This window comes from Burkholderia sp. NRF60-BP8 (assembly GCF_001522585.2).
Taxonomy (GTDB): domain Bacteria; phylum Pseudomonadota; class Gammaproteobacteria; order Burkholderiales; family Burkholderiaceae; genus Burkholderia.
Genome location: NZ_CP013373.1, coordinates 1,529,090 through 1,554,575 on the forward strand (window position 1 = coordinate 1,529,090; position 25,486 = coordinate 1,554,575).

24 protein-coding genes and 1 tRNA gene are annotated in these 25,486 nt (G+C 65.7%); 19 read left to right on the plus strand and 6 right to left on the minus strand.

The features are described 5' to 3' along the window. Positions 1-11 precede the first annotated feature (11 nt). From WS54_RS20455 to wrbA, 3 genes are read right to left on the minus strand one after another with little or no spacing between them, the layout of a single operon-like run. Positions 12-1,433 carry an FAD-binding oxidoreductase gene (locus tag WS54_RS20455; protein WP_034200667.1) on the minus strand — a complete coding sequence of 474 codons (1,422 nt, stop codon included), beginning with the start codon at positions 1,431-1,433 and terminating at the stop codon, positions 12-14. Between the two features lie 18 nt (positions 1,434-1,451). Continuing rightward, on the minus strand, positions 1,452-1,844 hold the full coding sequence (locus tag WS54_RS20460) for a DUF2069 domain-containing protein (protein ID WP_059780260.1): 393 nt from the start codon (positions 1,842-1,844) through the stop codon (positions 1,452-1,454). After that, positions 1,841-2,461 (minus strand): NAD(P)H:quinone oxidoreductase, encoded by a 621-nt coding sequence (wrbA, locus tag WS54_RS20465; protein WP_034207090.1) that lies wholly within the window; start codon positions 2,459-2,461, stop codon positions 1,841-1,843. The genes WS54_RS20460 and wrbA overlap by 4 nt, the downstream gene beginning before the upstream one ends. A 142-nt stretch (positions 2,462-2,603) precedes the next feature. Between wrbA and WS54_RS20470 the strand changes: the two genes are divergently transcribed. After that, the gene (locus WS54_RS20470) at positions 2,604-3,932 is read left to right on the plus strand and encodes a YihY family inner membrane protein (RefSeq protein WP_034207091.1); all 1,329 of its coding nucleotides are present in this window, start codon (positions 2,604-2,606) and stop codon (positions 3,930-3,932) included. A 15-nt stretch (positions 3,933-3,947) separates the two neighbouring features. On the opposite strand, the gene WS54_RS20475 is transcribed toward WS54_RS20470, so the two are convergent. Continuing rightward, the gene (locus WS54_RS20475; RefSeq protein ID WP_059780261.1) at positions 3,948-4,265 is read right to left on the minus strand and encodes an Mpo1-like protein; all 318 of its coding nucleotides are present in this window, start codon (positions 4,263-4,265) and stop codon (positions 3,948-3,950) included. Positions 4,266-4,422: 157 nt separating this feature from the next. Between WS54_RS20475 and WS54_RS20480 the strand changes: the two genes are divergently transcribed. The 3 genes from WS54_RS20480 (at position 4,423) to aroC (ending at position 8,300) form a co-directional block, all read left to right on the plus strand. After that, positions 4,423-4,878, plus strand: a complete 456-nt coding sequence (locus WS54_RS20480; protein WP_034207093.1) for a CBS domain-containing protein — start codon at positions 4,423-4,425, stop codon at positions 4,876-4,878. A gap of 142 nt (positions 4,879-5,020) precedes the next feature. Further along, complete coding sequence (locus WS54_RS20485) at positions 5,021-6,955, plus strand: MFS transporter (protein ID WP_059780262.1); 1,935 nt, start codon at positions 5,021-5,023, stop codon at positions 6,953-6,955. 244 nt (positions 6,956-7,199) lie between these two features. Continuing rightward, complete coding sequence (aroC, locus tag WS54_RS20490) at positions 7,200-8,300, plus strand: chorismate synthase (RefSeq protein ID WP_034207095.1); 1,101 nt, start codon at positions 7,200-7,202, stop codon at positions 8,298-8,300. A gap of 149 nt (positions 8,301-8,449) precedes the next feature. Here the strand turns inward: aroC and WS54_RS20495 are convergent, their stop codons facing one another. Further along, complete coding sequence (locus WS54_RS20495) at positions 8,450-10,123, minus strand: electron transfer flavoprotein-ubiquinone oxidoreductase (protein ID WP_108041934.1); 1,674 nt, start codon at positions 10,121-10,123, stop codon at positions 8,450-8,452. Positions 10,124-10,302: 179 nt separating this feature from the next. Here WS54_RS20495 and WS54_RS20500 point away from each other — a divergent pair, with 179 nt between their 5' ends. Next, positions 10,303-11,085, plus strand: a complete 783-nt coding sequence (locus tag WS54_RS20500) for an SDR family oxidoreductase (RefSeq protein WP_011545236.1) — start codon at positions 10,303-10,305, stop codon at positions 11,083-11,085. 32 nt (positions 11,086-11,117) lie between these two features. Next, entirely contained in the window at positions 11,118-11,558 is a 441-nt protein-coding gene (locus WS54_RS20505; RefSeq protein WP_034207097.1) for an acyl-CoA thioesterase, read from the plus strand. Between the two features lie 125 nt (positions 11,559-11,683). Here WS54_RS20505 and WS54_RS20510 read toward each other — a convergent pair whose 3' ends face one another. Then, complete coding sequence (locus WS54_RS20510) at positions 11,684-12,229, minus strand: LuxR C-terminal-related transcriptional regulator (protein ID WP_012328362.1); 546 nt, start codon at positions 12,227-12,229, stop codon at positions 11,684-11,686. Between the two features lie 220 nt (positions 12,230-12,449). Here WS54_RS20510 and WS54_RS20515 point away from each other — a divergent pair, with 220 nt between their 5' ends. The 13 genes from WS54_RS20515 (at position 12,450) to WS54_RS20580 (ending at position 25,433) form a co-directional block, all read left to right on the plus strand. Further along, positions 12,450-13,154 (plus strand): CoA transferase subunit A, encoded by a 705-nt coding sequence (locus tag WS54_RS20515; protein ID WP_059785415.1) that lies wholly within the window; start codon positions 12,450-12,452, stop codon positions 13,152-13,154. Between the two features lies 1 nt (position 13,155). Then, positions 13,156-13,797 carry a CoA transferase subunit B gene (locus WS54_RS20520; RefSeq protein WP_059785420.1) on the plus strand — a complete coding sequence of 214 codons (642 nt, stop codon included), beginning with the start codon at positions 13,156-13,158 and terminating at the stop codon, positions 13,795-13,797. A 198-nt stretch (positions 13,798-13,995) separates the two neighbouring features. Beyond that, positions 13,996-14,892: an alpha/beta fold hydrolase gene (locus WS54_RS20525; protein WP_034207099.1), complete on the plus strand. Its 897-nt coding sequence runs from the start codon at positions 13,996-13,998 to the stop codon at positions 14,890-14,892. 76 nt (positions 14,893-14,968) lie between these two features. Next, positions 14,969-15,322: a RidA family protein gene (locus tag WS54_RS20530; protein WP_059785422.1), complete on the plus strand. Its 354-nt coding sequence runs from the start codon at positions 14,969-14,971 to the stop codon at positions 15,320-15,322. Positions 15,323-15,361: 39 nt separating this feature from the next. After that, complete coding sequence (locus WS54_RS20535; protein WP_034207100.1) at positions 15,362-17,596, plus strand: RelA/SpoT family protein; 2,235 nt, start codon at positions 15,362-15,364, stop codon at positions 17,594-17,596. Positions 17,597-17,680: 84 nt separating this feature from the next. Next, positions 17,681-17,757: transfer RNA gene (locus WS54_RS20540), tRNA-Val, on the plus strand. A 268-nt stretch (positions 17,758-18,025) separates the two neighbouring features. Beyond that, positions 18,026-19,933 carry a threonine--tRNA ligase gene (gene thrS / locus WS54_RS20550; protein ID WP_059785425.1) on the plus strand — a complete coding sequence of 636 codons (1,908 nt, stop codon included), beginning with the start codon at positions 18,026-18,028 and terminating at the stop codon, positions 19,931-19,933. A gap of 49 nt (positions 19,934-19,982) precedes the next feature. After that, on the plus strand, positions 19,983-20,507 hold the full coding sequence (gene infC / locus WS54_RS20555; protein WP_071734130.1) for a translation initiation factor IF-3: 525 nt from the start codon (positions 19,983-19,985) through the stop codon (positions 20,505-20,507). Positions 20,508-20,697: 190 nt separating this feature from the next. Further along, positions 20,698-20,895 carry a 50S ribosomal protein L35 gene (gene rpmI / locus WS54_RS20560; RefSeq protein WP_004191477.1) on the plus strand — a complete coding sequence of 66 codons (198 nt, stop codon included), beginning with the start codon at positions 20,698-20,700 and terminating at the stop codon, positions 20,893-20,895. A 30-nt stretch (positions 20,896-20,925) separates the two neighbouring features. Continuing rightward, positions 20,926-21,285: a 50S ribosomal protein L20 gene (gene rplT, locus WS54_RS20565; protein ID WP_004192938.1), complete on the plus strand. Its 360-nt coding sequence runs from the start codon at positions 20,926-20,928 to the stop codon at positions 21,283-21,285. Positions 21,286-21,433: 148 nt separating this feature from the next. Then, complete coding sequence (pheS, locus tag WS54_RS20570) at positions 21,434-22,447, plus strand: phenylalanine--tRNA ligase subunit alpha (protein WP_059785429.1); 1,014 nt, start codon at positions 21,434-21,436, stop codon at positions 22,445-22,447. A gap of 96 nt (positions 22,448-22,543) precedes the next feature. Continuing rightward, complete coding sequence (gene pheT / locus WS54_RS20575) at positions 22,544-24,973, plus strand: phenylalanine--tRNA ligase subunit beta (RefSeq protein WP_034207103.1); 2,430 nt, start codon at positions 22,544-22,546, stop codon at positions 24,971-24,973. Between the two features lie 73 nt (positions 24,974-25,046). After that, positions 25,047-25,433 (plus strand): integration host factor subunit alpha, encoded by a 387-nt coding sequence (locus tag WS54_RS20580; RefSeq protein WP_006486093.1) that lies wholly within the window; start codon positions 25,047-25,049, stop codon positions 25,431-25,433. Positions 25,434-25,486 lie beyond the last annotated feature (53 nt).

Genomic DNA, 25,486 nt, shown 5'->3' on the forward strand with positions numbered 1-25,486 from the left:
AGCAGGCGGCTTCAGCGCAGGACCTTGCCGGGATTCATCAGGCCGCGCGGATCGAGCGCGGTCTTCAGCGTGCGCATCAGCGTCGTTTCGACCGGCGACTTGTAGCGCTGCGCGTCGTCGATCTTCAACTGGCCGATGCCGTGCTCCGCGCTGATCGTGCCGTGGTGGCGGTGCACGTTGTCGTAGACGATCCGGTTGATCGGCGCCTGGAATGCGGCGAGGAACGCCTTCGCATCGCCGCCTTCGGGCATCTGCACGTTGTAGTGCAGGTTGCCGTCGCCGAGGTGACCGAACGTCACCATGCGCGCGCCCGGCGCGGCCTGCTGGATCGCTGCGTCGGTCTCGTCGATGAAGCGGGCGATCGACGAGATCGGCACCGCGATGTCGTGCTTGATGTTGAGCCCTTCGTCGGCCTGCGCGAGCGGGATGTGCTCGCGCAGGTCCCAGAACGCACGCGATTGCGCGAGGTTCTCCGCGACCACCGCATCGACCACGAGCCCGGCCTCGAACGCTTCTTCCATCAGCTTCTCGAACAGCGCGCGCGCATGCGCTTCGCTTTCGTTGTCGGACAGCTCCAGCAGCACCGTTTGCGCATGGGTCTGCGCGAACGGGTAACGCAGTTGCGGATAGTGCTTGCCGACCAGCTGCATACAGAAATCCGACATCAGCTCGAAGCCGGTCAACAGCGGCCCGGCCGCCCGCTGCGCCAGCGCGAGGAAATCGAGCGCCGCATGCGGCGATTCGAGCGCGGCCAGCGCCGTGACCTGTGCCGCCGGCAGCGGATGCAGCTTCATCACCGCCGCCGTGATGATGCCGAGCGTGCCTTCGGCGCCGATGAACAGGTCGCGCAGGTCGTAGCCCGTGTTGTCCTTGCGCAGTCCGCGCAGCCCGTCCCAGATCTCGCCCTGCGGCGTCACGACCTCGAGCCCGAGGCACAGCTCGCGCGCATTGCCGTAGCGCAGCACCGCGGTGCCGCCCGCATTGGTCGACAGGTTGCCGCCGATCGTGCAGCTGCCTTCCGCCGCGAGGCTCAGCGCGAACAGCCGGCCGCCTTCGCGGGCGCGCGCCTGCACGTCGGCGAGGATCACGCCGGCCTCGACGGTGATCGTGTTGTTGTGCGGATCGAGTGCGCGCACGCGGTTCAGGCGCGCGACGCTCAGCACGGCCTGGCTGCCGCTCGCATCGGGCGTCGCGCCGCCGGCGAGGCCCGTATTGCCGCCTTGCGGCACGAGCGCGACGCCGTGCGCGTTGGCGAGCTTCACGAGCGCGGCGACTTCGGCCGTGTTCGCGGGTTTCAGCACCGCGCATGCCGCGCCCTTGTAGCGGCGGCGCCAGTCGGTCAGGAACGGTTCGGTATCGTGCGGATCGGTCAGCACGTGGTCGGCGCCGATCGCGTCGCGGCACGCGGAAACGAAAGCTTCGGAGGACATCATCACCTTGTCGCGTAAGGGTCAGGACGTGGTGCGCGGCTTTTTCGCCGCGCGCTTGAACGGCGCGACGTAAGCCAGCGCCGCCACGAAGAAGCCGACGGCCAGCGCGGTCTCGCACCAGCCGAGCGTCGCGGACAGCCCGCGATCGGACATGCCGCGCACGATGCCTTCCGCAAAATAGACGAGGATCAGCATGCTCGCCCACTGCATCGTATAGATGTTACGCCGCCAGACGCCGGGCAGCGCGAGCGCGAGCGGCACGGCCTTGAGCATCAGCGCGGAGCCGCCGGGGCGCAACGGCGCGAGCCACAGCTCCCACGCGAGCGACAGCGCGATCAGCGCGACGAGACACGCGGCGGCGGCCCGCGCATGGCGCGGCCGGGACGCGACGGCGGGGCGGGCGGGGGCGCTCATGCCGCCTCGGCGGCCCGGGCGCCGGCGAGGGCCGCGGCGGCGCGCGCGAGCCGTACGCCGAGCGCGGCCGCGAGCGCCTTCTCGTCCGCCGACAGCCCGCCGGACGCCGCGCGGTCGTGCTGCGCGACGTGCGACGCGCCGTACGGCGTGCCGCCCGTACGCGTCGTGCTGAGGGCGGATTCGGTGTACGGGATCCCGACGATCATCATCCCGTGATGCAGCAGCGGCAGCATCATCGACAACAGCGTCGATTCCTGGCCGCCGTGCAGGCTGCCCGTCGACGTGAACACGCTCGCGGGCTTGCCGGTCAGCGCGCCCGACAGCCATTGCGGCGTCGTGCCGTCGAGGAAATACTTGAGCGACGCGGCCATGTTGCCGAAGCGGGTCGGCGAGCCGAGCGCGAGGCCCGCGCATTCCTCGAGGTCGCGCAGTTCCGCGTACGGCGGGCCGTCGGCCGGGATGTCGGGGGCGGTGGCTTCGCAGACGGCCGACACGGGCGGCACGGTGCGGATGCGGGCCTGCATGCCCGGCACGCTGTCGATGCCGTTCGCGATCGCGAGCGCGAGATCGCGCGTGGCGCCGTGACGGCTGTAATAGAGGACGAGGATGTCTTTCATGGGCGACGGGGCCGCGTGCGGCCGCGCGCGTGCCCGGTGCAGTCGGCCCCTGCTGGAATCGAGCGGCTATTATAGGGGCTGAAGCCGTCGCGCAGCGCGGCGGCGCGCCGTGACGCGCACAGCATCAAGAAGGAGAAGCCGTTTGCCGAAGTTGAGCGTCGATCTCGTCACCATCAAGCGCCTCGCGCAGTTCGCGGCCCGGCGCAGCGCCGAGGATCGCATCCCGCAAGTGGCGGGCAGCCTGACCTTCACGACGATGCTGTCGCTCGTGCCGCTGCTGACGGTCGCGTTCGCGTTGTTCACCGCGTTCCCGATGTTCGCGTCGTTCCAGATCTCGCTGCAGGGGTTCCTCGCGGATCACCTGATGCCCGCGCAGTTCAACATCCAGATCTTCAAGTACCTGAACCAGTTCGCGTCGAAGGCCAAGGGGCTGACGACGGCCGGCCTGATCGTGCTCGTCGTCACGTCGGTGATGACCATGATGACGATCGAATCGGCGTTCAACCTGATCTGGCGCGTGCGCAAGCCCAGGCCGTTCGCGCAGCGCGTGCTCGCGTACTGGGCGCTGATCACGCTCGGGCCGTTGCTGTTCGGCGTGAGCCTGTCGATCTCGTCGTACCTGTTCACGCAGTCGCTCGCGTTCACCGGCGCGGGGCCGTCCACGTCGATCGTCGAGTGGCTGCTCGCACTTGCGTCGCTGCCGTTGACGGTGCTCGCATTCACGTTGCTGTACGTGTACCTGCCGAACTGCGCGGTCGCATGGCGCGACGCGGTGATCGGCGGCCTGTTCGCGGCCATCGCGTTCGAACTCGCGAAGCGCGGCTTCGGCTACTACGTCCGGCGCATTCCGACCTATACGGCCGTCTATGGCGCGTTCGCGGCGCTGCCGGTGTTCCTGCTGTGGGTGTATTTGAGCTGGTTCATCGCGCTGCTCGGCGCGATGGTCGCGTCGGCGCTGCCCGCGATTCGTGTCGGCCAATTCCACCGCATCCACTATCCGGGCAGCGACCTGCTCGACGCGCTCGAGCTGCTCGCGCGGCTGGCCGACGCGCGCGCGGCCGGCAAGCGCGGCCACACGGCGATCCGGCTCGCGACGATGCTGCGCTGCGACATGGAAACCGCGCAGCGGCTGCTGACGACGATGGAGGAGCGGGAATGGGTGGCGCGGCTCGACGGCGACGGCGAGGCCACGCCGCGCTACATCCTGCTCGCGAACCCGGAACAGTTGACGCTCGCGCAGCTGTTCGACGTGCTGGTGATCGATCGCACGGAGCTGACCTACCAGCTCCAGCGGCGCCGCAGCCACGTCGACGGCGCGGCGCTGCTCGCGGTGCTGTCGAGCGACCGGTTCGACGTGACGCTCGCGTCGCTGATCGCCGCGCACCGGCTCGCGGGCGCGGAGCCGGCCGGCGGCGCCGGTGCGGCGCCGGGCGTGGCCGATCCGCACGCGCGGCCGCCGCGGCCTGCCTGACGGCGGGCCCGGCGGTTACAGCGGGATCTTGCCGGTGCAAATGTCCTTGAACATCACCCAGTCGCCCATCAGGCTGTAGACGGGGTGCCGGAACGTGGCCGGGCGGTTCTTCTCGAAGAAGAAGTGTCCGACCCACGCGAACCCGTAGCCGCAGACGATCGCCGCCGGCAGCCACAGCCAGTAGCCGGTCGCGACCGCCATCGCGACGCAGCCGATCACGCCGAGCGAGCCGATGAAGTGCAGCCGCCGCGACGTCAGGTTCTGGTGCTCGTTCAGGTAATACGGGTAGAAGTCAGCGAAGCTGGCGAATTGCTCCGTATGCGTATGCGCCATGGCCGTCTCCTCGGGCCGCCGTTCATGGGCTCATTGTGCGGCCGGCTGCCCGCGTCCGCAAGCGGCGACGGCCCGCCGCGCCGGCCCGTGCTTTCCTTTTGACAGGCTTTCCGATAGGATCGAAAGAGATTTTGCATTCAAGCATGAGGGGACTACGATGCGCGTCAGCGATATTCTGAAAGTGAAGGGCAACACGCTGTTTACCGTGACGCCCGATAAGCCGCTGCGCGAAGCGGTCGATACGATGGCTGAACACGACATCGGTTCGCTCGTCGTGATGGAGTACGGCGATCTCGTCGGGATGCTGACGTTTCGCGAGATCATCCTGCGCCTGCGCGAAAACGGCGGCGCGATCGGCGACGTGCAGGTGCGCAAGGTGATGGACGAGCCGCTCACGTGCACGCCGGAAACCGACGTCAACGAAGTGCGTCGGATGATGCTCGAGCGTCACGCACGCTACATGCCGGTGCTCGACAAGAAGGTGCTGATGGGCGTCATTTCGTTCTACGACGTCGCGAAGACGGTCGTCGAGGCGCAGAGCTTCGAGAACCGGATGCTGAAGGCGTACATCCGCGACTGGCCGGAATCGGAAGCCGAAGCGCACAAGCCGTGAATTCCGCCGCGCCCGGCACTTCGATGCATGGGCGCCGCCATCCGGCATGCGGCGGCGCAGGTTTGTCCTGCGCCGCCTTTTTTTCAACGACAACAACACGAGGCCCGCGCAGCTTCGCCCAGACGATGCGCGCGTATTCCGCATGAGCGATCACACGCAAGCCACTTCCGGGCGGCGCGACGAACGGCGCGCGCACGCATCGCAGTTCGACCTGCTGCGCGAGCGTCGCTTCGCGCCGTTCTTCACGACCCAGTTCCTCGGCGCGCTGAACGACAACGTCTTCAAGATCGGCTTCACGTCGCTCGTCACGTATCACACCGCGCGGTTCTCCGGCGTCGATGCGAAGACGGCCGCGTTCCTGATTTCCGCGATCTTCATTTTGCCGTTCGTGCTGTTCTCGGCGACGTCCGGCCAGATCGCCGACAAATACGACAAGGCGACCCTCACGCGCTTCGTGAAGTCCTTCGAGATCGTGCTGATGGTGGTCGGCGCAGCCGGCTTCGTCACGCACAGCGCGACGCTGCTGTATCTGTGCACGTTCATGATGGGGATGCACTCGACGCTGTTCGGGCCCGTCAAGTATTCGTACCTGCCGCAGCATCTCGGCGAACACGAGCTGGTCGGCGGCAACGGCCTCGTCGAGATGGGCACGTTCATCGCGATCCTGATCGGCACGATCATCGGCGGCGCGGCGGCCGGCATCGAAGGCAGCGGCGAGCGCGTGCTCGCGGTGAGCGTCGTCGTCATCGCGCTGGCCGGGCGGCTCGTCGCGCAGCGCGTGCCGTCGACGCCCGCGCCGCAGCCCGACCTCGTGATCAACTGGAACCCGGTCAGCGAGACCTGGCGCAACCTCGGCCTCGCGCGCCAGAACCGCACGGTGTTCCTGAGCCTGCTCGGCATCTCGTGGCTGTGGTTCGTCGGCGCGACGTTCCTCACGTCGTTCTTCAATTTCGCGAAGGACGTGCTGTCCGCGAGCCCCGACGTCGTCACGATCCTGCTCGCGACGTTCTCGGTCGGCATCGGCCTCGGTTCGCTGCTGTGCGAGCGGCTGTCGCAGCGGCGCGTCGAGATCGGCCTCGTGCCGCTCGGCTCGATCGGCATCAGCGTGTTCGCGATCGAGCTGTATTTCGCGAGTCACGCGCTGCCGTCGCCCGGCCATCTGCTGTCGGTCGGCGAATTCCTGGCCGGTGCGCGCCACTGGCGCATCCTGGCCGACCTGTTCCTGCTGGCGATGTTCGGCGGCTTCTACAGCGTGCCGCTGTACGCGCTGATCCAGAGCCGCAGCGCGCCGACGCACCGCGCGCGAATCATCGCCGCGAACAACATCCTGAACGCGCTGTTCATGATCCTGTCGGCCGTGATGGCGATGGGGTTGACCAAGGCCGGTGTCGACATTCCCGGGCTGTTCCTCGTCACCGCGCTGCTGAACGTGGTCGTCGCGACGTATATCTACCTGCTCGTGCCCGAGTTCCTGCTGCGCTTCGTCGCGTGGGTGCTCGTGCATACCTTCTACCGGATCCGCCTCGTGCACGCGGAGCGAATCCCGGCGGAAGGGGCCGCGGTACTCGTGTGCAACCACGTCAGCTACGTCGACGCGCTCGTGCTGGCCGCCGCGAGCCCGCGCCCGATTCGTTTCGTGATGGATCACCGGATCTTCAAGACGCGTTTCGCGAGCTGGGTATTCCGGCATGCGAAGGCGATCCCGATCGCGCCGCGTCACGAGGATCCCGCGATGCTCGCGCGCGCGTACGACCTGTGCGAGGCCGCGCTGAAGGACGGCGAACTCGTGTGCATCTTCCCCGAGGGCAAGCTGACGAAGACGGGCGACATCAACACGTTCCACCACGGCATCACCGAGATCCTGAACCGCACGCCGGCGCCGGTGATCCCGATGGCATTGCGCGGGCTGTGGGGCAGCTATTTTTCGCGGCATACCGATGCGCGGATGCCGCGTCCCATCAAGCGCGGCGTGATGAGCCGGCTGACGCTGGCGGTCGGCGAGCCGGTCCCGGCGTCGGTGGCGACGCCCGAGGCGTTGCAGGCGGCGGTGACGGAGCTGCGCGGCGCGCGGAAGTAGGCGAGCGCTGGACCCGGCAACGCGCGAGAATTCGGCTGCGTCCGGGCTGGGGCGGGCCTCCCGGACGCGCTTTCGTGGGCCGCGCATGCACGCAGCCTGCGCGTGGCCGGCGGTCGGGCGGCCCGCGGGTCCGGGACGGCTGGCATAATAGCGGTTTACCTCTTTTCTCGACCGGCAAACGATCGACCTGCCTGCGGCCCCGGCAGCGCATCGGTTTGCCCATTTCTCTTTGGGCGGTTCCATCATGTCCGGCAATACCCTCGGCACGCTTTTCACTGTCACGACCTTCGGCGAATCGCACGGTCCCGCGATCGGCTGCGTGATCGACGGCTGCCCGCCGGGGATGGGGCTGACCGAAGCCGACATCCAGGTCGAGCTCGATCGCCGCAAGCCGGGCACGTCGCGGCACGTGACGCAACGGCAGGAGGCCGACGAGGTCGAGATCCTGTCGGGCGTGTTCGAAGGCGTGACGACCGGCACGCCGATCGCGCTGCTGATCCGCAACACCGACCAGCGCAGCAAGGATTACGGCAACATCGTCGAGACGTTCCGTCCCGGCCACGCCGACTACACCTACTGGCAGAAATACGGCATCCGCGACTACCGCGGCGGCGGCCGCTCGTCCGCACGCCTGACCGCGCCGATCGTCGGCGCCGGCGCGGTCGCGAAGAAGTGGCTGCGCGAGCGCTTCGGGGTCGAGGTGCGCGGCTACATGAGCGGCCTCGGCGAAATCGACGTGCCGTTCGTCGACTGGTCGCACGTGCACGAGAACCCGTTCTTCTCGCCGAACGCGGCGGTCGTGCCGGAGCTCGAGGCGTACATGGACGCGCTGCGCAAGGACGGCGATTCGATCGGCGCGCGCATCGACGTCGTCGCGTCGGGCGTGCCGGTCGGCTGGGGCGAACCGGTGTTCGACCGGCTCGACGCCGATATCGCGAAGGCGATGATGAGCATCAACGCGGTGAAGGGCGTCGAGATCGGCGCGGGCTTCGACAGCGTCGCGCAGCGCGGCTCGGTCCACGGCGACGAACTGACGCCGGCCGGCTTCGTCGGCAACCATGCAGGCGGCGTGCTCGGCGGGATTTCGACGGGGCAGGACATCACCGTGTCGATCGCGATCAAGCCGACGTCGAGCATCCGCACGCCGCGCCGCTCGATCACGAAGAGCGGTGAAGAGGCGACGGTCGAAACCTTCGGTCGCCACGATCCGTGCGTCGGCATTCGTGCGACGCCGATCGCCGAATCGATGCTCGCGCTGGTGCTGATCGATCATGCGCTGCGTCACCGCGCGCAGTGCGGCGACGTCGAGACGCCGACGCCGAAGATCGCCGGCAGCGCGACCTGATACGAGCGGGCGGGGCGCAGCGCGCACCGTCTCGACCGTCGAACGACGAATGCAAGCGGGGCGCTGCGTGATGCAGCGCCCCGTTTCGTTTGCGGCGATGTGCAGTGGCCAAACGAAACGCGCCGCTCGTGGCGGCGCGTTCCGGCAGCTTACATGTTCGGGTAATTCGGCCCGCCGCCGCCTTCCGGCGTGACCCACACGATGTTCTGCGTCGGGTCCTTGATGTCGCAGGTCTTGCAGTGCACGCAGTTCTGCGCGTTGATCACGAGCCGCTCGCTGCCGTCGTCGTTCTTCACGAACTCGTACACCGCCGCCGGGCAGAACCGCGCCTCCGGCCCCGCGTACGTGCGCAGGTTCACGTTCACCGGCACGCTCGCGTCCTTCAGCGTCAGGTGCGCCGGCTGGTTCTCCTCGTGGTTCGTGTTCGAGATGAACACCGACGAGAGGCGATCGAACGTCAGCTTGCCGTCCGGCTTCGGATATGCGATCGGCTCGCACTGCGACGCCGGCTTCAGCATCTCGTGGTCCGCATGCTGGTGATGCAGCGTCCACGGCACGTTGCCGCCCATCACCTTCTGCTCGATGCCGACCATCAGCGTGCCCAGGTACAGGCCCTTGGCCATCCACTGCTTGAAGTTGCGCGCGCGGTACAGCTCCGTGTACAGCCACGATTGCTTGAATGCGTCCGGGTACGCGTTGAGTTCGTCCGACTGGCGGCCGGCCTGCACCGCGTCGAATGCGGCGTCGGCTGCGAGCATACCGGTCTTGATCGCCGCGTGGCTGCCCTTGATCCGCGACGCGTTCAGGAAGCCCGCGTCGTCGCCGATCAGCGCGCCGCCCGGGAACACCGTCTTCGGCAACGACAGCAGGCCGCCGGCCGTGATCGCGCGCGCGCCGTACGACACGCGCTTGCCGCCTTCGAGGAACGCGCGGATCGACGGATGCGTCTTGTAGCGCTGGAATTCCTCGAACGGCGACAGGTACGGGTTCGTGTAGCCCAGGCCCACCACGAAGCCGACCACCACCTGGTTGTTGTCCATGTGATACAGGAACGAGCCGCCGTACGTATCCGACTTCAGCGGCCAGCCGGCCGTGTGGATCACGAGGCCCGGCTTGTGCTTGGCCGGATCGATTTCCCACAGCTCCTTGATGCCGATCCCGTACGCCTGCGGATCGGCGTTCGCGTCGAGCTTGAACTTCGTGATCAGCTGGCGGCCGAGATGGCCGCGGCAGCCTTCGGCGAACAGCGTGTACTTCGCGTGCAGCTCCATGCCGAGCTGGAAGTTCTCGGTCGGCTCGCCGTCCTTGCCCACGCCCATGTTGCCGGTCGCGACGCCTTTGACCGAGCCGTCGTCGTTGTACAGAATCTCGGCAGCAGGGAAGCCCGGGAAGATCTCGACGCCGAGCGCCTCGGCCTGTGCCCCAAGCCAGCGGGTCACGTTGCCCAGCGAAATCACGTAGTTGCCGTGGTTCTTGAAGTTGTCCGGCAGCGCCCAGTTCGGTGTCGTGACTGCGCTTTTCTCGGACAGGAACAGGAAGCGGTCTTCCGTGACCTCGACATCGAGCGGTGCGCCGCGCGCCTTCCAGTCGGGGAACAGCTCGGTGATCGCGCGCGGGTCCATCACCGCGCCCGACAGGATGTGCGCGCCGATCTCGGAACCCTTCTCGAGCACGCACACGCCGATCTCGGTGCCTTTCTCGGCGGCCAGCTGCTTGAGCCGGATCGCCGCCGACAGCCCGGCGGGGCCGCCGCCGACAATCACGACGTCGTATTCCATCGATTCGCGCGGGCCGTATTGCTCGATGAGGCTTGCGGGGGTCATTGGCGTTCCTCTAACCGTTAGAATGCTTTTATTCGGGAGCGTATTGTCTGCGAAACGAAACGCTTGCCGCAACAACATGCAGCTAGATTAGCACGATCGTTCTATTTTTTGTGCTAGGGTAATGCCGCCCGGGCTGTGCCGCCCGGGCTGGCGAAACGACATCGAAAGGGGATGGGCAAATGGGTCGATCGATCAATCTGGAAGGCAAGGTTGCGCTGGTCACGGGCGCGTCGAGCGGCCTGGGGCAGCGTTTTGCGCAGGTGCTGTCGCAGGCCGGCGCGAAGGTCGTGCTCGCGAGCCGCCGCGTCGAACGCCTGAAGGAACTGCGCGCGGAGATCGAGGCGGCGGGCGGTGCCGCGCACGTCGTGTCGCTCGACGTGACCGACGTGCAGAGCATCAAGGCGGCCGTCGCGCATGCGGAGACGGAAGCCGGCACGATCGACATCCTCGTGAACAATTCCGGCGTGTCGACGATGCAGAAGCTCGTCGACGTGACGCCGGCGGATTTCGAGTTCGTGTTCGATACGAACACGCGCGGCGCATTTTTCGTCGCGCAGGAAGTCGCGAAGCGGATGATCATGCGCGCGAACGGCGGCGGCAACGGCAAGCCGCCGTGCCGGATCATCAACATCGCGTCGGTGGCCGGGCTGCGCGTGTTCCCGCAGATCGGGCTGTACGCGATGAGCAAGGCCGCGGTCGTGCAGATGACGCGCGCGATGGCGCTGGAGTGGGGCCGCCACGGGATCAACGTGAACGCGATCTGTCCGGGCTATATCGATACCGAAATCAATCATTACCTGTGGGAAACCGAGCAGGGCCAGAAGCTGCAGTCGATGCTGCCGCGCCGGCGCGTCGGCAAGCCGCAGGATCTCGACGGGCTGTTGTTGCTGCTCGCGGCCGACGAGTCGCAGTTCATCAATGGCTCGATCATCTCCGCCGACGACGGTTTCGGCCTCGCGTGAGCGGATGACATTCCGCAACAAAGAAGACTGCAATGAGCGCAACAAGCGATTACTCACCCGTTTTTGAGATGTCGATGCCGATCCGCTGGGGCGACATGGACGCGTTCGGCCATGTGAACAACACGGTCTATTTCCGCTACATGGAGCAGGCGCGGATTTCGTGGTTCGAGGCGCTCGGCATCGCCGGCGGCAACGGCGAGGGGCAGGGGCCCGTCATCGTCACCGCGTCGATGGAATTCCTCAAGCAACTGCACTATCCGGGCGACGTGATCGCGAAGATGTCGGCCGCGAAACCCGGGCGAAGCAGTTTCGACACCGGTTTCGAGCTCACGCGCGCGGACGATCCGCGGCATGTCTATGCACGCGGCAACGCGCGCTGCGTGTGGGTCGACTACGCGCTCGGCAAGTCGGTGCCGCTGCCGCAACTGCTGCGCGACACGATCGAGCAGGCGCTCGCGACGAAAGTCGGCTGAGCGCGGCTGCCGGCGCGCCGGCACCGGATCGCCGGTGGCGTGCCGTGCGCGTTTTTCGATGTTTCCCCCCGATCGGCCGCCATGTGCGGCCGATCGTCATCGGAGCGCCGTCACGCAATGCGCGTTCACTGCCCGAGCAGGCGCTGCAGCAGCTCCGGCGTATTGTTCGTCCCGTATTTGCGCATCAGCCGCGCGCGGTAGATGTCGACCGTGCGCGAGCTGATGTCCAGCACGCGCCCGATCTGCTTGCTGGTCTTGCCGGTCGCGAGCTGGGCGGCGATCTCGCGCTCGCGCGGGGTCAGCTCGACCGCGACGCGGCGCGTCGCGCTCAAGTCCTCGAAGGTCCAGACGCCGGCCGCGAGCGGCGCGGTGCGGTCGAGCGCGCGTCCCGTCACGTGGCACCAGAACAGCTCGCCGTCCGCGCGTTTCATGATTCTGTCATCCGAGTAGACGCCGTTCGCGACCATCACGCGTGCGATGCGCTCGCCGATCCGCTGGAATTCGTCCGTCGACGGGTAGAGCACCGCGTACGACTTCCCGATCAGGTCGGCCCGCGCGCAGCGGAAGATCGACGCGAGCGCGTCGTTGCAGTCCTCGATCACGCGATCGCGCGACAGCACGAGGCCGAGCGGCGCGAGGTGGAAGGCGGTCTGGTAATCGAGATCGGGCATGGCGCGGGCAAGCGGAGGCAAATGCTTATGTATTTTTGCGTATTGTGCCGCATCGGCGTCACATCGTACCCTTTCAGGCATCTCGCGGCGGTATGTCGCGACATAAAAACAGCGCGCCTCGACGCAGGCATTGCCGCGCATGCATAGAATGGTGCGGCGGGCTTGCGCCACGTGGCGCGTGAACCGGTTTTGCTGGTTTCCATAGAGGAAGGGACAACTGATGAACAAAGTCTATCCAAGCGCGGCTGCCGCGCTGGAGGGGATCGTCCGCGACGGACAGACCTTCGCGGTGGGCGGCTTCGGCCTGTGCGGGATTCCCGAGGCGCTGATCGCGGCGTTGCGCGATTCGGCGGTCAAGGGCATCACCTGCATCAGCAACAACGCGGGCGTCGACGGTTTCGGCCTCGGCCTGCTGCTGGAAACGCGCCAGATCAAGAAGATGATCTCGTCGTACGTCGGCGAGAACAAGGAGTTCGAGCGCCAATACCTGGCCGGCGAACTCGAGCTCGAATTCACGCCGCAGGGCACGCTCGCCGAAAAGCTGCGCGCGGGCGGCGCGGGCATCCCCGCGTTCTTCACGAATACCGGCTACGGCACCGTGATCGCGGAAGGCAAGGAAACGCGCCAGTTCGGCGATCGCCACTACGTGCTCGAGCCGTCGCTGACGGCCGACGTCGCGCTCGTCAAGGCGTGGAAGGCCGACAAGTCGGGCAACCTCATCTACCGCCGCACCGCGCGCAATTTCAACCCGATGTGCGCGATGGCCGGCAAGATCACCGTGGCGGAGGTCGAGGAGATCGTCGAGAACGGCATGCTCGATCCGGACCAGGTTCATACGCCGGGGATCTTCGTGCAGCGCATCGTGCTGAACGCGACGCCTGAAAAACGCATCGAACAACGCGTCGTACGCGCGAAAGGAGACTGACATGGCCTGGAATCGTGACCAGATGGCCGCACGCGCGGCGAAGGAACTGCAGGACGGCTTCTACGTGAACCTCGGCATCGGCCTGCCGACGCTCGTCGCGAACCACGTGCCGGCAGGCGTCGAGGTCTGGCTGCAGTCGGAGAACGGCCTGCTCGGCATCGGGCCGTCGCCGACCGAAGACGAAGTCGACGCCGATCTCATCAACGCCGGCAAGCAGACCGTCACGACGCTGCCGGGTTCGTCGATCTTCTCGTCGGCCGATTCGTTCGCGATGATTCGCGGCGGCCACATCAATCTCGCGATCCTCGGCGCGATGCAGGTCAGCAAGAAGGGCGACCTCGCGAACTGGATGATCCCGGGCAAGATGATCAAGGGGATGGGCGGCGCGATGGACCTCGTCGCGGGCGTGAAGCGCGTCGTCGTGCTGATGGAGCACGTCGCGAAGGGCGACCAGCACAAGATTCTCGACGAATGCAACCTGCCGCTGACGGGTGTCGGCGTGGTCGATCTGATCATCACCGACCTCGGCGTGATCGAAGTGACGCCGGACGGGCTGAAGGTGCTCGAACTCGCCGACGGCGTGAGCGCGGAAGAGATCCAGGCGAAGACGGGCGCGCCGCTCGACGTCAGCGCCGTGGCCTAAGTTCACCGCACGGGCACGCGTCCGACGCCCCGCATGCCGGACGACGGCATGCGGGGCGTTTGTCATTGCGCGTCGACGGCCAGCCTGTTGGGTCCCCGATGGGCCGACCCGTCCGGCGGAAGCGGTTTACAATCGTTTGCATCGGGCGTCGCAAGTGTTGCCCCGCGCGTCCGCCCCTCGTTCGACAGGATGCCAACGATGCCAACGACTTCAGCGAATTCCCCGGTTCCCCGTCAGCGACGCGTGCAGTGTGCGAGCGCCGCCGGTCTTCACCACGTTGCCTATACGGAATGGGGCGATCCCGCGAATCCGCGCGTGCTGGTCTGCGTGCACGGCCTGACGCGCTCGGGGCGCGATTTCGACCGCTTGGCCGCCGCGCTGTCCGATACGTATCGCGTCGTCTGCCCCGATGTCGCCGGGCGTGGCCGGTCCGACCGGCTGGCCGATCCGCGGCTCTATGCGATTCCGCAGTACGTGGCCGACATGGTGACGTTGATCGCGCGGCTCGACGTGGAGTCGGTCGATTGGTTCGGCACGTCGATGGGCGGCCTGATCGGCATGGCGCTCGCCGGGCTGCCCGGTTCGCCGCTGCGGCGGATGATCGTCAACGACGTCGGCCCGCGCATCGAGCCCGATTCGCTGACGCGCATCGGAGAGTACCTCGGCGTGCAGCCGCGCTTTGCGACCGAGCAGGAGGGGATCGACTACCTGACGTCGCTGTCGCTGCCGTTCGGAGCGCTGAGCGCCGACGAGTGGCGCGAGATCAACGGGCCGCTGCTGCACCAACTGCCCGAAGGCGACTGGACGATGCGCTACGATCCGCGCATCGCCGAGCCGTTCAAGGCGACGACGCCGGAGCTGGCCGCGCTCGGCGAGGCCGCGCTGTGGCGCGCGATCGAGACGACGGATGCGACGCTGCTCGTCGTGCGCGGCGAGACGTCCGACTTGCTGTCGCGCGAGACGGCGGCCGAAATGGTCCGTCGCGGCCGGCATGTGACGCAGGTCGAGATCCCGGGGGCGGGCCACGCGCCGGCGTTCGTCAGCGCCGACCAGATTGCGCTCGCGCGGCGGTTTTTCGTCGAAGGCGACGCCTAAACGCGTCATAATATGCGGTTCGGCGGCACGCGGGCCGTGCCGCCCGATTCCTCACTCATCACGACCGGAACATTTCATGGCAGTCATTCGTCACCACGTCGGGCCCCGTCTCTCCGAAACCGCGATCCACAACGGCACCGTGTATCTGGCCGGCCAGATCGCCGAAGACACCACGCAGGACATCCGCGGCCAGACGCGCGAAGTGCTCGGCCACATCGACCGCCTGCTCGCCGAAGCGAACAGCGACAAGGCGCATCTGCTGTCGGTGCAGATCTACATCTCGGATCTCGCGAACTTCGAAGGCATGAATGCGGAGTGGGACGCATGGGTCGCGCAGGGCAACACGCCGCCGCGCGCCACCGTCGAGGCGAAGCTCGCGGATCCGGCGCTGCTCGTCGAGATCGTCGTCGTCGCCGCGCAACGGAGCTGAGCGTTATCCGACGATGACCGTATTCCGGCAGGCCGTGCAATGACCGAATCCGTTTCCGCATCCTCCGTCGCGGCGCCGTCGTTCGACGACGTGCTCGCGTTCGTGCGCGAGCGGGCCGGCGATGCGCACCTGTCGTCCGGCGAGCTGCTCGCCGATCACTCGGCGGGCACGGCGGCGATCATGCGCACGCTGAACGTCGATCCGTCCGCGATGCAGGCTGCCGCGCTGTTCGTGCTGACGCCGCACCTGAGCGACCCCGAGCGCGAGCTGACCGAGCGTTTCGGCGACGAAGTCGCGCGGCTCGTGTTCGACGTGCGCAAGCTGTTGCGGCTCGGCACCGTCAGCCTGCGCGTCGCGCAGAACGCGAAGCCCGACGCCGGGCGCGACGCGGCGCAGGAGCGGCGTACGCAGATCGAGGCGCTGCGCAAGATGCTGCTCGCATTCGCGCAGGACATCCGCGTGGTGCTGATCCGGCTCGCGTCGCGGTTGCAGTCGCTGCGCTACTACGCGGCCGCGAAGATCGACCCGCCGCCGGACGTTGCGCGCGAGACGCTCGAGATCTATGCGCCGCTCGCGAATCGTCTCGGTATCTGGCAACTGAAGTGGGAGCTCGAGGATCTCGCGTTCCGCTTCGAGGATCCGGTCACCTACAAGCGGATCGCGAAGCTGCTCGACGAGAAGCGCATCGAGCGCGAGGCGTACGTCACGCAGGCGATCGCGCGGCTGCAGCACGAGCTCGCGGAGGCGAACATCCAGGCCGACGTCAGCGGCCGGCCGAAGCATATCTACAGCATCTGGCGCAAGATGCGCGGCAAGGAGCTCGATTTCTCCGAGCTGTACGACGTGCGCGCGTTTCGCGTGATCGTGCCGGACATCAAGGATTGCTACGCGGTGCTCGGCATCGTGCATCACCTGTGGCAGCCGGTGCCGAAGGAGTTCGACGACTACATCTCGCGGCCGAAGCCGAACGGCTACAAGTCGCTGCATACGGTCGTGATCGGCGACGACGGCCGTGCGTTCGAAGTGCAGATCCGCACGCAGGAGATGCATCGTTTCGCCGAGTATGGCGTCGCGGCACACTGGCGCTACAAGGAGGCCGGCGCGCGCGGCTATGGTGGCCAGTTCTCGGCGAGCGACAAGTACGACGAGAAGATCGCGTGGCTGCGTCAGTTGCTCGCGTGGAAGGACGACGTCGAGGACGGCGCCGAAGTGTCGGGCGACCAGGCGTGGGCGCAATTGCGCGAAACGTCGCTCGACGACGACCACATCTACGTGCTGACGCCGCAGGCGCGCGTGATCGCGCTGCCGCAGGGCGCGACGCCGGTCGATTTCGCGTATCACCTGCACAGCGAGCTCGGCCATCGCTGCCGTGGCGCACGCGTCGACGGTGTGATGGTGCCGCTGAACACGTCGCTCGCGAACGGCCAGACGGTCGAGATCGTCGCGGTGAAGGAAGGCGGGCCGTCACGCGACTGGCTGAACCTGCAGCTCGGTTACCTGAAGAGCTCGCGCGCGCGGCAGAAGGTGCGTGCGTGGTTCAACTCGATCGAGCAGGAAGAAAACGTCGCGCACGGCCGCGCGCTCGTCGAAAAGACGCTGCAGCGCGAGGGCAAGACGTCGGTCAATCTGGACCATCTCGCCGCGAAGCTCGGCTTCAAGTCGCCCGAGGAGCTGTTCTCGGTCGTCGGCAAGGAAGAATTCAGCCTGCGCAACGTCGAGCACGCGCTGTCCGATGCGCCGCCGCCGGAACCGGCGCCCGAGGCGCCGGCCGATTTCGAGAAGCGCAGCAGCGGCGCGAGCGTCGCGCATGGTGCGTCGACCGGCGTGCTGGTGGTCGGCGTCGACGCGCTGCTGACGCAACTGGCGCGTTGCTGCCGTCCGGCGCCGCCCGATCCGATCAGCGGTTTCGTCACGCGCGGCAAGGGGATGTCGATCCATCGCACCGACTGCCCGACGTTTCGCCGGATGGTCGAGCGCGCGCCGGAGCGCGTGCTGCAGACGACCTGGTCGGCCGACGTGCTGGGCGGGCGTGGCGCGTCCGTCTACCCGGTCGACCTGATGATCGAGGCGAGCGACCGGCAAGGGTTGCTGCGCGATATCTCCGAAGTGTTCGCGCGCGAAAAGATCAACGTCGTGGGCGTGAAGACGCAGAGCCGCCGCAATGCGGCATTCATGCAGTTCACGGTCGAGGTATCGAATTCGGCACAGGTGCAGCGCGCGTGCACGCTGCTCGGCGAGGTGCAGGGCGTCGTGCGGGCAGGGCGAAAATCGTGATGGGGTTGGAACAGCGTTATTTTGCTGCAACCGCATAAAACACTTGCCAAGCCAGCAGCAACTCCATATAATCTTAGCTTCTCTAGGCTCGTAGCTCAGCTGGTTAGAGCACCACCTTGACATGGTGGGGGTCGTTGGTTCGAGTCCAATCGAGCCTACCAACGAATTGAGAATGCCCGGCTTCCGGGTGTTCGATGCAGTACACAACTCAACGCGAACAAGGCGAATACGGTTATGACACCGCGAACGTTGACCGAAACCACTTCGGAGCGACGCTAGTCGAGGAACGTTTTCGCCCTTTCAGTTGAGTGAAGTATCGAATGCGGCCCCTCGAAAGCGGGGCCGCATTTTTTTTGTCGCGAATTTTCCCGCGTGAGTTCGACTCGCGTACCTGGTCTGCCGCCCACTGTCGGCATCACGGAGATTGCTATGGTTTCGATACGCTTGCCTGACGGCTCAGTTCGACAATACGAGCATCCGGTGACAGTTGCCGAGGTTGCGGCCTCCATCGGTCCCGGCTTGGCGAAGGCTGCGCTGGGCGGCAAGCTCGATGGCGAGCTCGTCGATACGTCGACGGTGATCGATCGCGACGCGTCGCTCGCGATCGTCACGGACAAGGATGTCGACGGCCTCGACATCATCCGCCACTCGACCGCTCACTTGCTCGCGTACGCGGTGAAGGAACTGTATCCGGACGCGCAGGTGACGATCGGCCCGGTGATCGACAACGGTTTCTATTACGACTTCTCGTACAACCGCCCGTTTACGCCGGAAGATCTGGAAAAGATCGAAAAGCGCATGCAGGAACTCGCGAAGAAGGACGAGCCGGTCACGCGCCGTGTCGTGTCGCGCGACGAGGCGGCCGGTTACTTCCGCAGCATCGGCGAGAAGTACAAGGCCGAGATCATCGAGTCGATCCCGCAAAGCGACGAAATCAAGCTGTATTCGCACGGCGGCTTCACCGATCTGTGCCGCGGCCCGCACGTGCCGTCCACCGGCAAGCTGAAGGTCTTCAAGTTGATGAAGGTCGCAGGCGCGTACTGGCGCGGCGATTCGAAGAACGAGCAGCTGCAGCGCATCTACGGCACGGCCTGGACGAAGAAGGAAGACCAGGATCAGTACCTGCACATGCTCGAGGAGGCGGAAAAGCGCGACCACCGCAAGCTGGGCAAGCAGCTCGACCTGTTCCACATGCAGGAAGAGTCGCCGGGCATGGTGTTCTGGCATCCGAAGGGCTGGGCGCTGTGGCAGCAGGTCGAGCAGTACATGCGCCGCCGCGTCAACGAAGCCGGCTATCTCGAGATCAAGACGCCGATGATCATGGACCGTTCGCTGTGGGAGGCGTCGGGCCACTGGCAGAACTATCGCGAGAACATGTTCACGACGGAGTCGGAGAAGCGCGATTACGCGATCAAGCCGATGAACTGCCCGGGCCACGTCCAGGTGTTCAAGCACGGCCTGCGCTCGTACCGCGACCTGCCGCTGCGTTACGCGGAATTCGGCTCGTGCCACCGCAACGAGGCATCGGGTGCGCTGCACGGCCTGATGCGCGTGCGCGGCTTCGTGCAGGACGATGCGCACATCTTCTGTACGGAAGAGCAGTTCATCGCCGAGTCGATCGCGTTCAACACGCTGGCGATGAGCGTGTACAAGGATTTCGGGTTCGAGCACATCGACATCAAGCTGTCGCTGCGCCCCGAACAGCGTGCGGGCACCGACGAAACGTGGGATCGCGCCGAGCAGGGCTTGCGCGACGCGCTCACGGCGTGCGGTCTGTCCTGGGAGGAGCTGCCGGGCGAGGGCGCGTTCTATGGCCCGAAGATCGAGTACCACATCAAGGACGCGCTCGGCCGCTCGTGGCAATGCGGCACGCTGCAGCTCGACATGGTGCTGCCGGAGCGCCTCGGCGCCGAGTACGTGGCGGAAGACAACAGCCGCCGCCGGCCGGTGATGCTGCATCGCGCGATCGTCGGGTCGATGGAGCGGTTCCTCGGCATTTTGATCGAGCACCATGCTGGTGCAATGCCGGTCTGGCTCGCGCCGTACCAGGCAATTGTGCTCAATATCGCCGAAAGTCAGGCCGAATATGCGCAGTCCCTGGCCCAATCGTTGCAAAAACAAGGGGTTAGAGTGGCGGCCGATTTGCGCAACGAGAAGATTAGCTATAAAATACGCGAGCACACGCTGGAAAAGGTGCCTTATCTCCTCGTCGTGGGCGATAAGGAGCGTGATGCGCAAACGGTAGCCGTGCGTGCCCGTGGCGGCGTCGATCTTGGCGTAATGCCGGTCGAAGCCTTCGTTGAGCGTCTGCAGGAAGACCTGCGCTCGTTCAAGTAACCGCCCTGGCAGCGCGGCTCGTTTTTTTAATTTTTAGAGGAAACGTAACATCGCTACTGATAAGTCGTCGCACCGCATCAACGGTGAAATCACTGCGCCGGAAGTGCGCCTGGTCGGGATCGAGAACGAACCGCTCGGTATCGTAAAACTCGCTGACGCTTTCCGTAAATCGGAAGAACTGGATGTTGACCTGGTGGAAATCGCGCCGCAAGCGGTGCCGCCGGTTTGCCGTCTGATGGATTACGGCAAGTTCAAGTACCAGGAATCGAAGAAGCAGCACGAAGCGAAGCTGAAGCAGAAGGTCATCCAGGTGAAGGAAGTCAAGTTCCGCCCGGGTACCGATGACGGGGATTACAACGTCAAGCTCCGCAATCTCGTGCGCTTCCTCGAAGAGGGCGACAAGACGAAGATCACGTTGCGTTTCCGCGGCCGCGAAATGGCTCACCAGGAAATCGGTATGCGGATGCTCGAGCGTCTGCGCACGGATCTCGAGGAAGTCGGCCAGGTCGAGCAGATGCCGAAGATGGAAGGGCGCCAGATGATCATGGTGCTCTCGCCGAAGAAAAAGAAGTAACGGGCCCGCGCGCATCGCGCGCAGGTTCGACAGTGGTTCGGCGCGCTGCCCGGTCCGGGCGGCGCGCCAACAATGACGGCGGCTGCGCAAGCGGGTCGCCGTACACAAGTGGACTGGGTTTCGAAGGGCGGGTCAAGGGCGCAAGCCAACCGCACACCCATCGCCATCTAATAAACTGGAGTTGTTCGTCATGCCTAAGATGAAGACCAAGAAGAGCGCTGCAAAGCGCTTCGTGGTGCGTCCGGGCGGTACCGTCAAGCGCGGTCAAGCCTTCAAGCGCCACATCCTGACCAAGAAAACCACGAAGAACAAGCGCCATCTGCGCGGCGCAACGGCAGTTCACGATTCCGATCTGAACTCCGTCCGCGCGATGCTCCCGTTCGCGTAACCCCTCAACTGATACTCCAAGGAGAGAAACATGCCTCGAGTCAAACGTGGGGTAACCGCACGGGCCCGCCACAAGAAGATCATCAACCTGGCCAAGGGTTATCGCGGCCGCCGCAATAACGTCTACCGCATCGCCAAGCAGGCGGTGATGCGCGCTGGTCAGTACGCGTACCGCGATCGCCGCAACAAGAAGCGTGTGTTCCGTGCACTGTGGATCACGCGTATCAATGCGGCAGTTCGCCAGCACGACATGACCTACAGCGTGTTCATCAACGGCCTGAAGAAGGCGTCGATCGAACTCGACCGTAAGGTGCTGGCCGACATGGCGGTGTTCGACAAGGCTGCTTTTGCTGCGATCGTCAAGCAGGTGAAAGCCGCCGTTGCAGCCTAATTGCGAAATTAGCACTGCGTGGTTAGTTGCAGCGAGGTTCCGGTAGTCTCGGCCGCTGCAGCGAAAACGGGGCTCTTCCGAGCCCCTTTTTTGTTTGGTGGGCGGTTTCGCTCGCCAAGACCGAATGACGTTGGAAATGATGGGATCTATGGATCTGGACCAGATTGTCGCCGACGCGCAGCAGTCCTTCGAACACGCTGCCGACATCACCACGCTCGAAAACGAGAAAGCGCGATTTCTCGGTAAATCGGGTGCGCTGACCGAGTTGCTCAAGGGCCTCGGCAAGCTCGATCCCGAAGCACGCAAGACCGAAGGCGCACGCATCAACGTCGCGAAGCAGCAGGTCGAAGCCGCGCTCACCGCCCGTCGCCAGGCACTGGCCGACGCGCTGCTGAATCAGCGCCTCACCGCCGAAGCGATCGACGTGACGTTGCCGGGCCGTGGCGCCGGCGCCGGCAGCCTGCACCCGGTGATGCGCACGTGGGAGCGTGTCGAACGGATTTTCGGCTCGATCGGTTTCGATGTGGCCGATGGCCCCGAAATCGAGACCGACTGGTACAACTTCACGTCGCTGAACAGCCCGGAGAACCATCCGGCGCGTTCGATGCAGGACACCTTCTACGTCGAAGGCAAGGATGCCGACGGCCGCCAGCTGCTGCTGCGCACGCACACGAGCCCGATGCAGGTGCGTTATGCGCGCATGAACCGTCCGCCGATCAAGGTGATCGCGCCGGGCCGCACGTATCGCGTCGACAGCGATGCGACCCACTCGCCGATGTTCAATCAGGTCGAGGGGCTGTGGATCGACGAAAACATCAGCTTCGCCGATCTCAAGGGCGTCTATACCGACTTCCTGAAAAAATTCTTCGAGCGCGACGACATCCTCGTGCGCTTCCGTCCGTCGTATTTCCCGTTCACGGAACCGTCGGCCGAGATCGACATGATGTTCGAGCAAGGCAAGAACGCCGGCAAGTGGCTCGAGATCTCCGGCTCGGGGCAGGTGCATCCGACCGTGATCCGCAACATGGGCCTCGATCCCGAGCGCTACATCGGTTTCGCGTTCGGCAGCGGCCTCGAGCGCCTGACGATGCTGCGCTACGGCGTGCAGGATCTCCGGCTGTTCTTCGAGAACGACCTGCGTTTCCTGCGCCAGTTCGCATAACGCCGCTCGCCGCGCCGACCTGTGCCCGCGCACGCCCCGACGGACGTTTCCGAGGGGCCCGGGCGTCGATCTAACCTGTTTCGAACGTAGACATCCATGCAATTCCCTGAATCCTGGTTGAGAACCTTTGTCGACCCGCAGCTGACGACCGACGAACTGTCGCACGCGTTGACGATGGCGGGGCTCGAAGTCGAATCGCTGAGCAAGGCTGCGCCGCCGACGTCGAAGATCGTCGTCGGCCGCGTGCTCGAAGTCGTCAAGCATCCGGATGCGGACAAGCTCAATGTCTGCCAGGTCGACGCCGGCACCGGCGCGACGCTGAACATCGTCTGCGGCGCGCCGAACGTGGCGCCGGGCATCAAGGTGCCGGTCGCGCTGGTCGGCGCGGAACTGCCGCCGGCGGAAGAGGGCGGCAAGCCGTTCGCGATCAAGCTGTCGAAGCTGCGCGGGGTGGAGAGCCAGGGGATGCTGTGCTCGGCGCGCGAGCTGAAATTGTCCGAGGATCACAGCGGGCTGCTGATCCTGCCGGAAGACACGCCGGTCGGCCAGGACATCCGCGACACCCTCAATCTCGACGACACGATCTTCGAAATCAAGCTGACGCCGAACAAGGCCGACTGCCTGTCGGTGTTCGGTATCGCTCGCGAGACGGCCGCGATCACCGGCGCGCCGCTGACGCCGGTCGATATTCGCCCGGTGAAGGTCGAGCTCGACGAAACGCTGCCGGTGCGCATTGCCGCGCCCGATCTGTGCGGCCGCTTCTCGGGTCGCGTGATCCGCGGCGTGAACGCGCGCGCAAAGACGCCGCAGTGGATGGTCGAGCGTCTCGAGCGTTCGGGCCAGCGCAGCGTGTCCGCGCTCGTCGACATCTCGAACTACGTGATGTTCGAACTCGGCCGCCCGTCGCACGTGTTCGATCTCGACAAGATCCACGGCGGCATCGAAGTGCGCTGGGGCAAGCGCGGCGAATCGCTGAAGCTGCTCAACGGCAACACGGTCGAACTCGACGAAACGGTCGGCGTGATTGCGGACGCCGCTCAAGTCGAAAGCCTGGCCGGCATCATGGGCGGCGACAGCACGGCCGTCACGCTCGATACGACGAACATCTATCTGGAAGCCGCGTTCTGGTGGCCGGACAGCATCCGCGGCCGCGCGCGCAAGTACAACTTCTCGACGGATGCGGCGCACCGCTTCGAGCGCGGCGTCGATTACGCGACGACCGTCGAGCACGTCGAGCGCATCACGCAACTGATCCTCGAGATCTGCGGCGGCAAGGCCGGCCCGGTCGACGATCAGGCGGTGAACCTGCCGCAGCGCGCGCCGGTGAAGATGCGCGTGTCGCGTGCGAACCGCATCATCGGCGTGAAGATCGACGCCGACGAGATCGCGAACATCTTCACGCGCCTCGGGCTGCCGTTCGAGCGTGAAGACGACGCGTTCCTCGTCACGCCGCCGTCGCACCGCTTCGACATCGAGATCGAGGAAGACCTGATCGAGGAAGTGGCGCGCATCTACGGCTTCGAGAAGATCCCGGCGCGGCCGCCGGTCGCGACGAGCGAAATGCGCGCGACCCACGAGACGCGGCGTTCGATCCACGATATCCGTCACGCGCTCGCCGCGCGCGACTATGCGGAAACCGTCAACTTCAGCTTCGTCGATGCGGAGTGGGAGCACGATTTCGCGGGCAACGACAACCCGATCCGGCTGCTGAACCCGATCGCGAGCCAGCTTTCGGTGATGCGCACGACGCTGTTCGGCAGCCTGATCGCCGTGCTGCGTCACAACCTGAACCGCCGCGCCGATCGCGTGCGCGTGTTCGAATCGGGGCGCGTGTTCGTCGCCGATCCGTCGGTGAAGGCCGGCGAGCTGGCGGTCGAAGGTCACGCGCAGCCGAAGCGCGTCGGCGCGCTGGCGTACGGTCCGGCACTCGACGAGCAATGGGGCGCGGCGACCCGCCCGGTCGATTTCTTCGACGTGAAGGGCGATCTCGAAGCGCTGCTCGCGCCGGCGGTTGCACGCTTCGTGAAGGCCGAGCATCCGGCCCTTCATCCGGGCCGCAGCGCACGCATCGAAGTCGATGGCCGCGCGGTCGGCTGGATCGGTGAGCTGCATCCGCGCCTGATGCAGAAGTACGAGTTGCCGCACGCGCCGGTGATGTTCGAGATCGATGCGGACGCGCTGACTGCACGTGCGTTGCCCGCACCGACCGACGTGTCGAAATTCCCGCCGGTCCGTCGCGATATCGCCGTTGTCGTCGATCAGGCGGTCGAGGTTCAGGCACTTTTCGACGAAATGAAGAAGGCGCTTGCCGAAGAGGCCTGCCGATTCGTTCAGAAGGTTGTACTCTTCGACGAATTTCGTGCAAAATCAAACACTTCCGGTGGTCTTGCCGCGAACGAGAAGAGCCTTGCCTTCCGCGTGACGCTGCAGGACGCAGCTGGCACGCTGCAGGACGAGATCGTCGATCAGGCGATCCAGACGCTGGTCGAGCGGATGGCTCGTGCCGGCGCGCGCCTGCGCGGCTAAGGAGAGGGGCCGGCCCGTTCGCGGGCGGCTTGTTTCCATCGTAAGTTTTGATTCAACGCGCTGTATGGCAGATATGAACGACATGACCTCGAGTGAATTCGAAGCCCTCCTGACGGCGCAACGCAGCGCGATGAACCGCGACGCTTCGGCGCCGGCGTCCACCGAGACGCCGACGCTGACGAAGGCGGAACTGGCGGAGCTGCTGTTCGACAGCGTCGGGCTGAACAAGCGTGAAGCGAAGGACATGGTCGAGGCGTTTTTCGAAGTGATCCGCGACGCGCTCGAAAACGGCGAAAGCGTCAAGCTGTCGGGGTTCGGCAATTTCCAGTTGCGCGACAAGCCGCAGCGTCCGGGCCGCAATCCGAAGACGGGCGAGGCGATTCCGATCGCGGCCCGCCGGGTGGTAACCTTCCACGCGAGCCAGAAGCTGAAGGCGCTGGTCGAAAACGGCGCGGAGTAATACGCGCGCCCACGCCCCGCGCGGCCGCCGCGCACCCTTTACCGACGGTTAAC

Bases quoted from the DNA above. Each gene is read 5' to 3' on its own strand.
- WS54_RS20495 (WP_108041934.1), bottom strand. From the start codon at position 10,123: ATGACCCCCGCAAGCCTCATCGAGCAATACGGCCCGCGCGAATCGATG.
- WS54_RS20535 (WP_034207100.1), top strand. From the start codon at position 15,362: ATGACCGAATCCGTTTCCGCATCCTCCGTCGCGGCGCCGTCGTTCGAC.
- rpmI (WP_004191477.1), top strand. From the start codon at position 20,698: ATGCCTAAGATGAAGACCAAGAAGAGCGCTGCAAAGCGCTTCGTGGTG.
- WS54_RS20455 (WP_034200667.1), bottom strand. From the start codon at position 1,433: ATGATGTCCTCCGAAGCTTTCGTTTCCGCGTGCCGCGACGCGATCGGC.
- WS54_RS20500 (WP_011545236.1), top strand. From the start codon at position 10,303: ATGGGTCGATCGATCAATCTGGAAGGCAAGGTTGCGCTGGTCACGGGC.
- WS54_RS20530 (WP_059785422.1), top strand. From the start codon at position 14,969: ATGGCAGTCATTCGTCACCACGTCGGGCCCCGTCTCTCCGAAACCGCG.
- WS54_RS20505 (WP_034207097.1), top strand. From the start codon at position 11,118: ATGAGCGCAACAAGCGATTACTCACCCGTTTTTGAGATGTCGATGCCG.
- WS54_RS20480 (WP_034207093.1), top strand. From the start codon at position 4,423: ATGCGCGTCAGCGATATTCTGAAAGTGAAGGGCAACACGCTGTTTACC.
- WS54_RS20485 (WP_059780262.1), top strand. From the start codon at position 5,021: ATGAGCGATCACACGCAAGCCACTTCCGGGCGGCGCGACGAACGGCGC.
- aroC (WP_034207095.1), top strand. From the start codon at position 7,200: ATGTCCGGCAATACCCTCGGCACGCTTTTCACTGTCACGACCTTCGGC.
- WS54_RS20510 (WP_012328362.1), bottom strand. From the start codon at position 12,229: ATGCCCGATCTCGATTACCAGACCGCCTTCCACCTCGCGCCGCTCGGC.
- rplT (WP_004192938.1), top strand. From the start codon at position 20,926: ATGCCTCGAGTCAAACGTGGGGTAACCGCACGGGCCCGCCACAAGAAG.
- WS54_RS20515 (WP_059785415.1), top strand. From the start codon at position 12,450: ATGAACAAAGTCTATCCAAGCGCGGCTGCCGCGCTGGAGGGGATCGTC.
- wrbA (WP_034207090.1), bottom strand. From the start codon at position 2,461: ATGAAAGACATCCTCGTCCTCTATTACAGCCGTCACGGCGCCACGCGC.
- WS54_RS20525 (WP_034207099.1), top strand. From the start codon at position 13,996: ATGCCAACGACTTCAGCGAATTCCCCGGTTCCCCGTCAGCGACGCGTG.
- WS54_RS20520 (WP_059785420.1), top strand. From the start codon at position 13,156: ATGGCCTGGAATCGTGACCAGATGGCCGCACGCGCGGCGAAGGAACTG.
- pheS (WP_059785429.1), top strand. From the start codon at position 21,434: ATGGATCTGGACCAGATTGTCGCCGACGCGCAGCAGTCCTTCGAACAC.
- WS54_RS20460 (WP_059780260.1), bottom strand. From the start codon at position 1,844: ATGAGCGCCCCCGCCCGCCCCGCCGTCGCGTCCCGGCCGCGCCATGCG.
- pheT (WP_034207103.1), top strand. From the start codon at position 22,544: ATGCAATTCCCTGAATCCTGGTTGAGAACCTTTGTCGACCCGCAGCTG.
- WS54_RS20580 (WP_006486093.1), top strand. From the start codon at position 25,047: ATGAACGACATGACCTCGAGTGAATTCGAAGCCCTCCTGACGGCGCAA.
- thrS (WP_059785425.1), top strand. From the start codon at position 18,026: ATGGTTTCGATACGCTTGCCTGACGGCTCAGTTCGACAATACGAGCAT.
- WS54_RS20475 (WP_059780261.1), bottom strand. From the start codon at position 4,265: ATGGCGCATACGCATACGGAGCAATTCGCCAGCTTCGCTGACTTCTAC.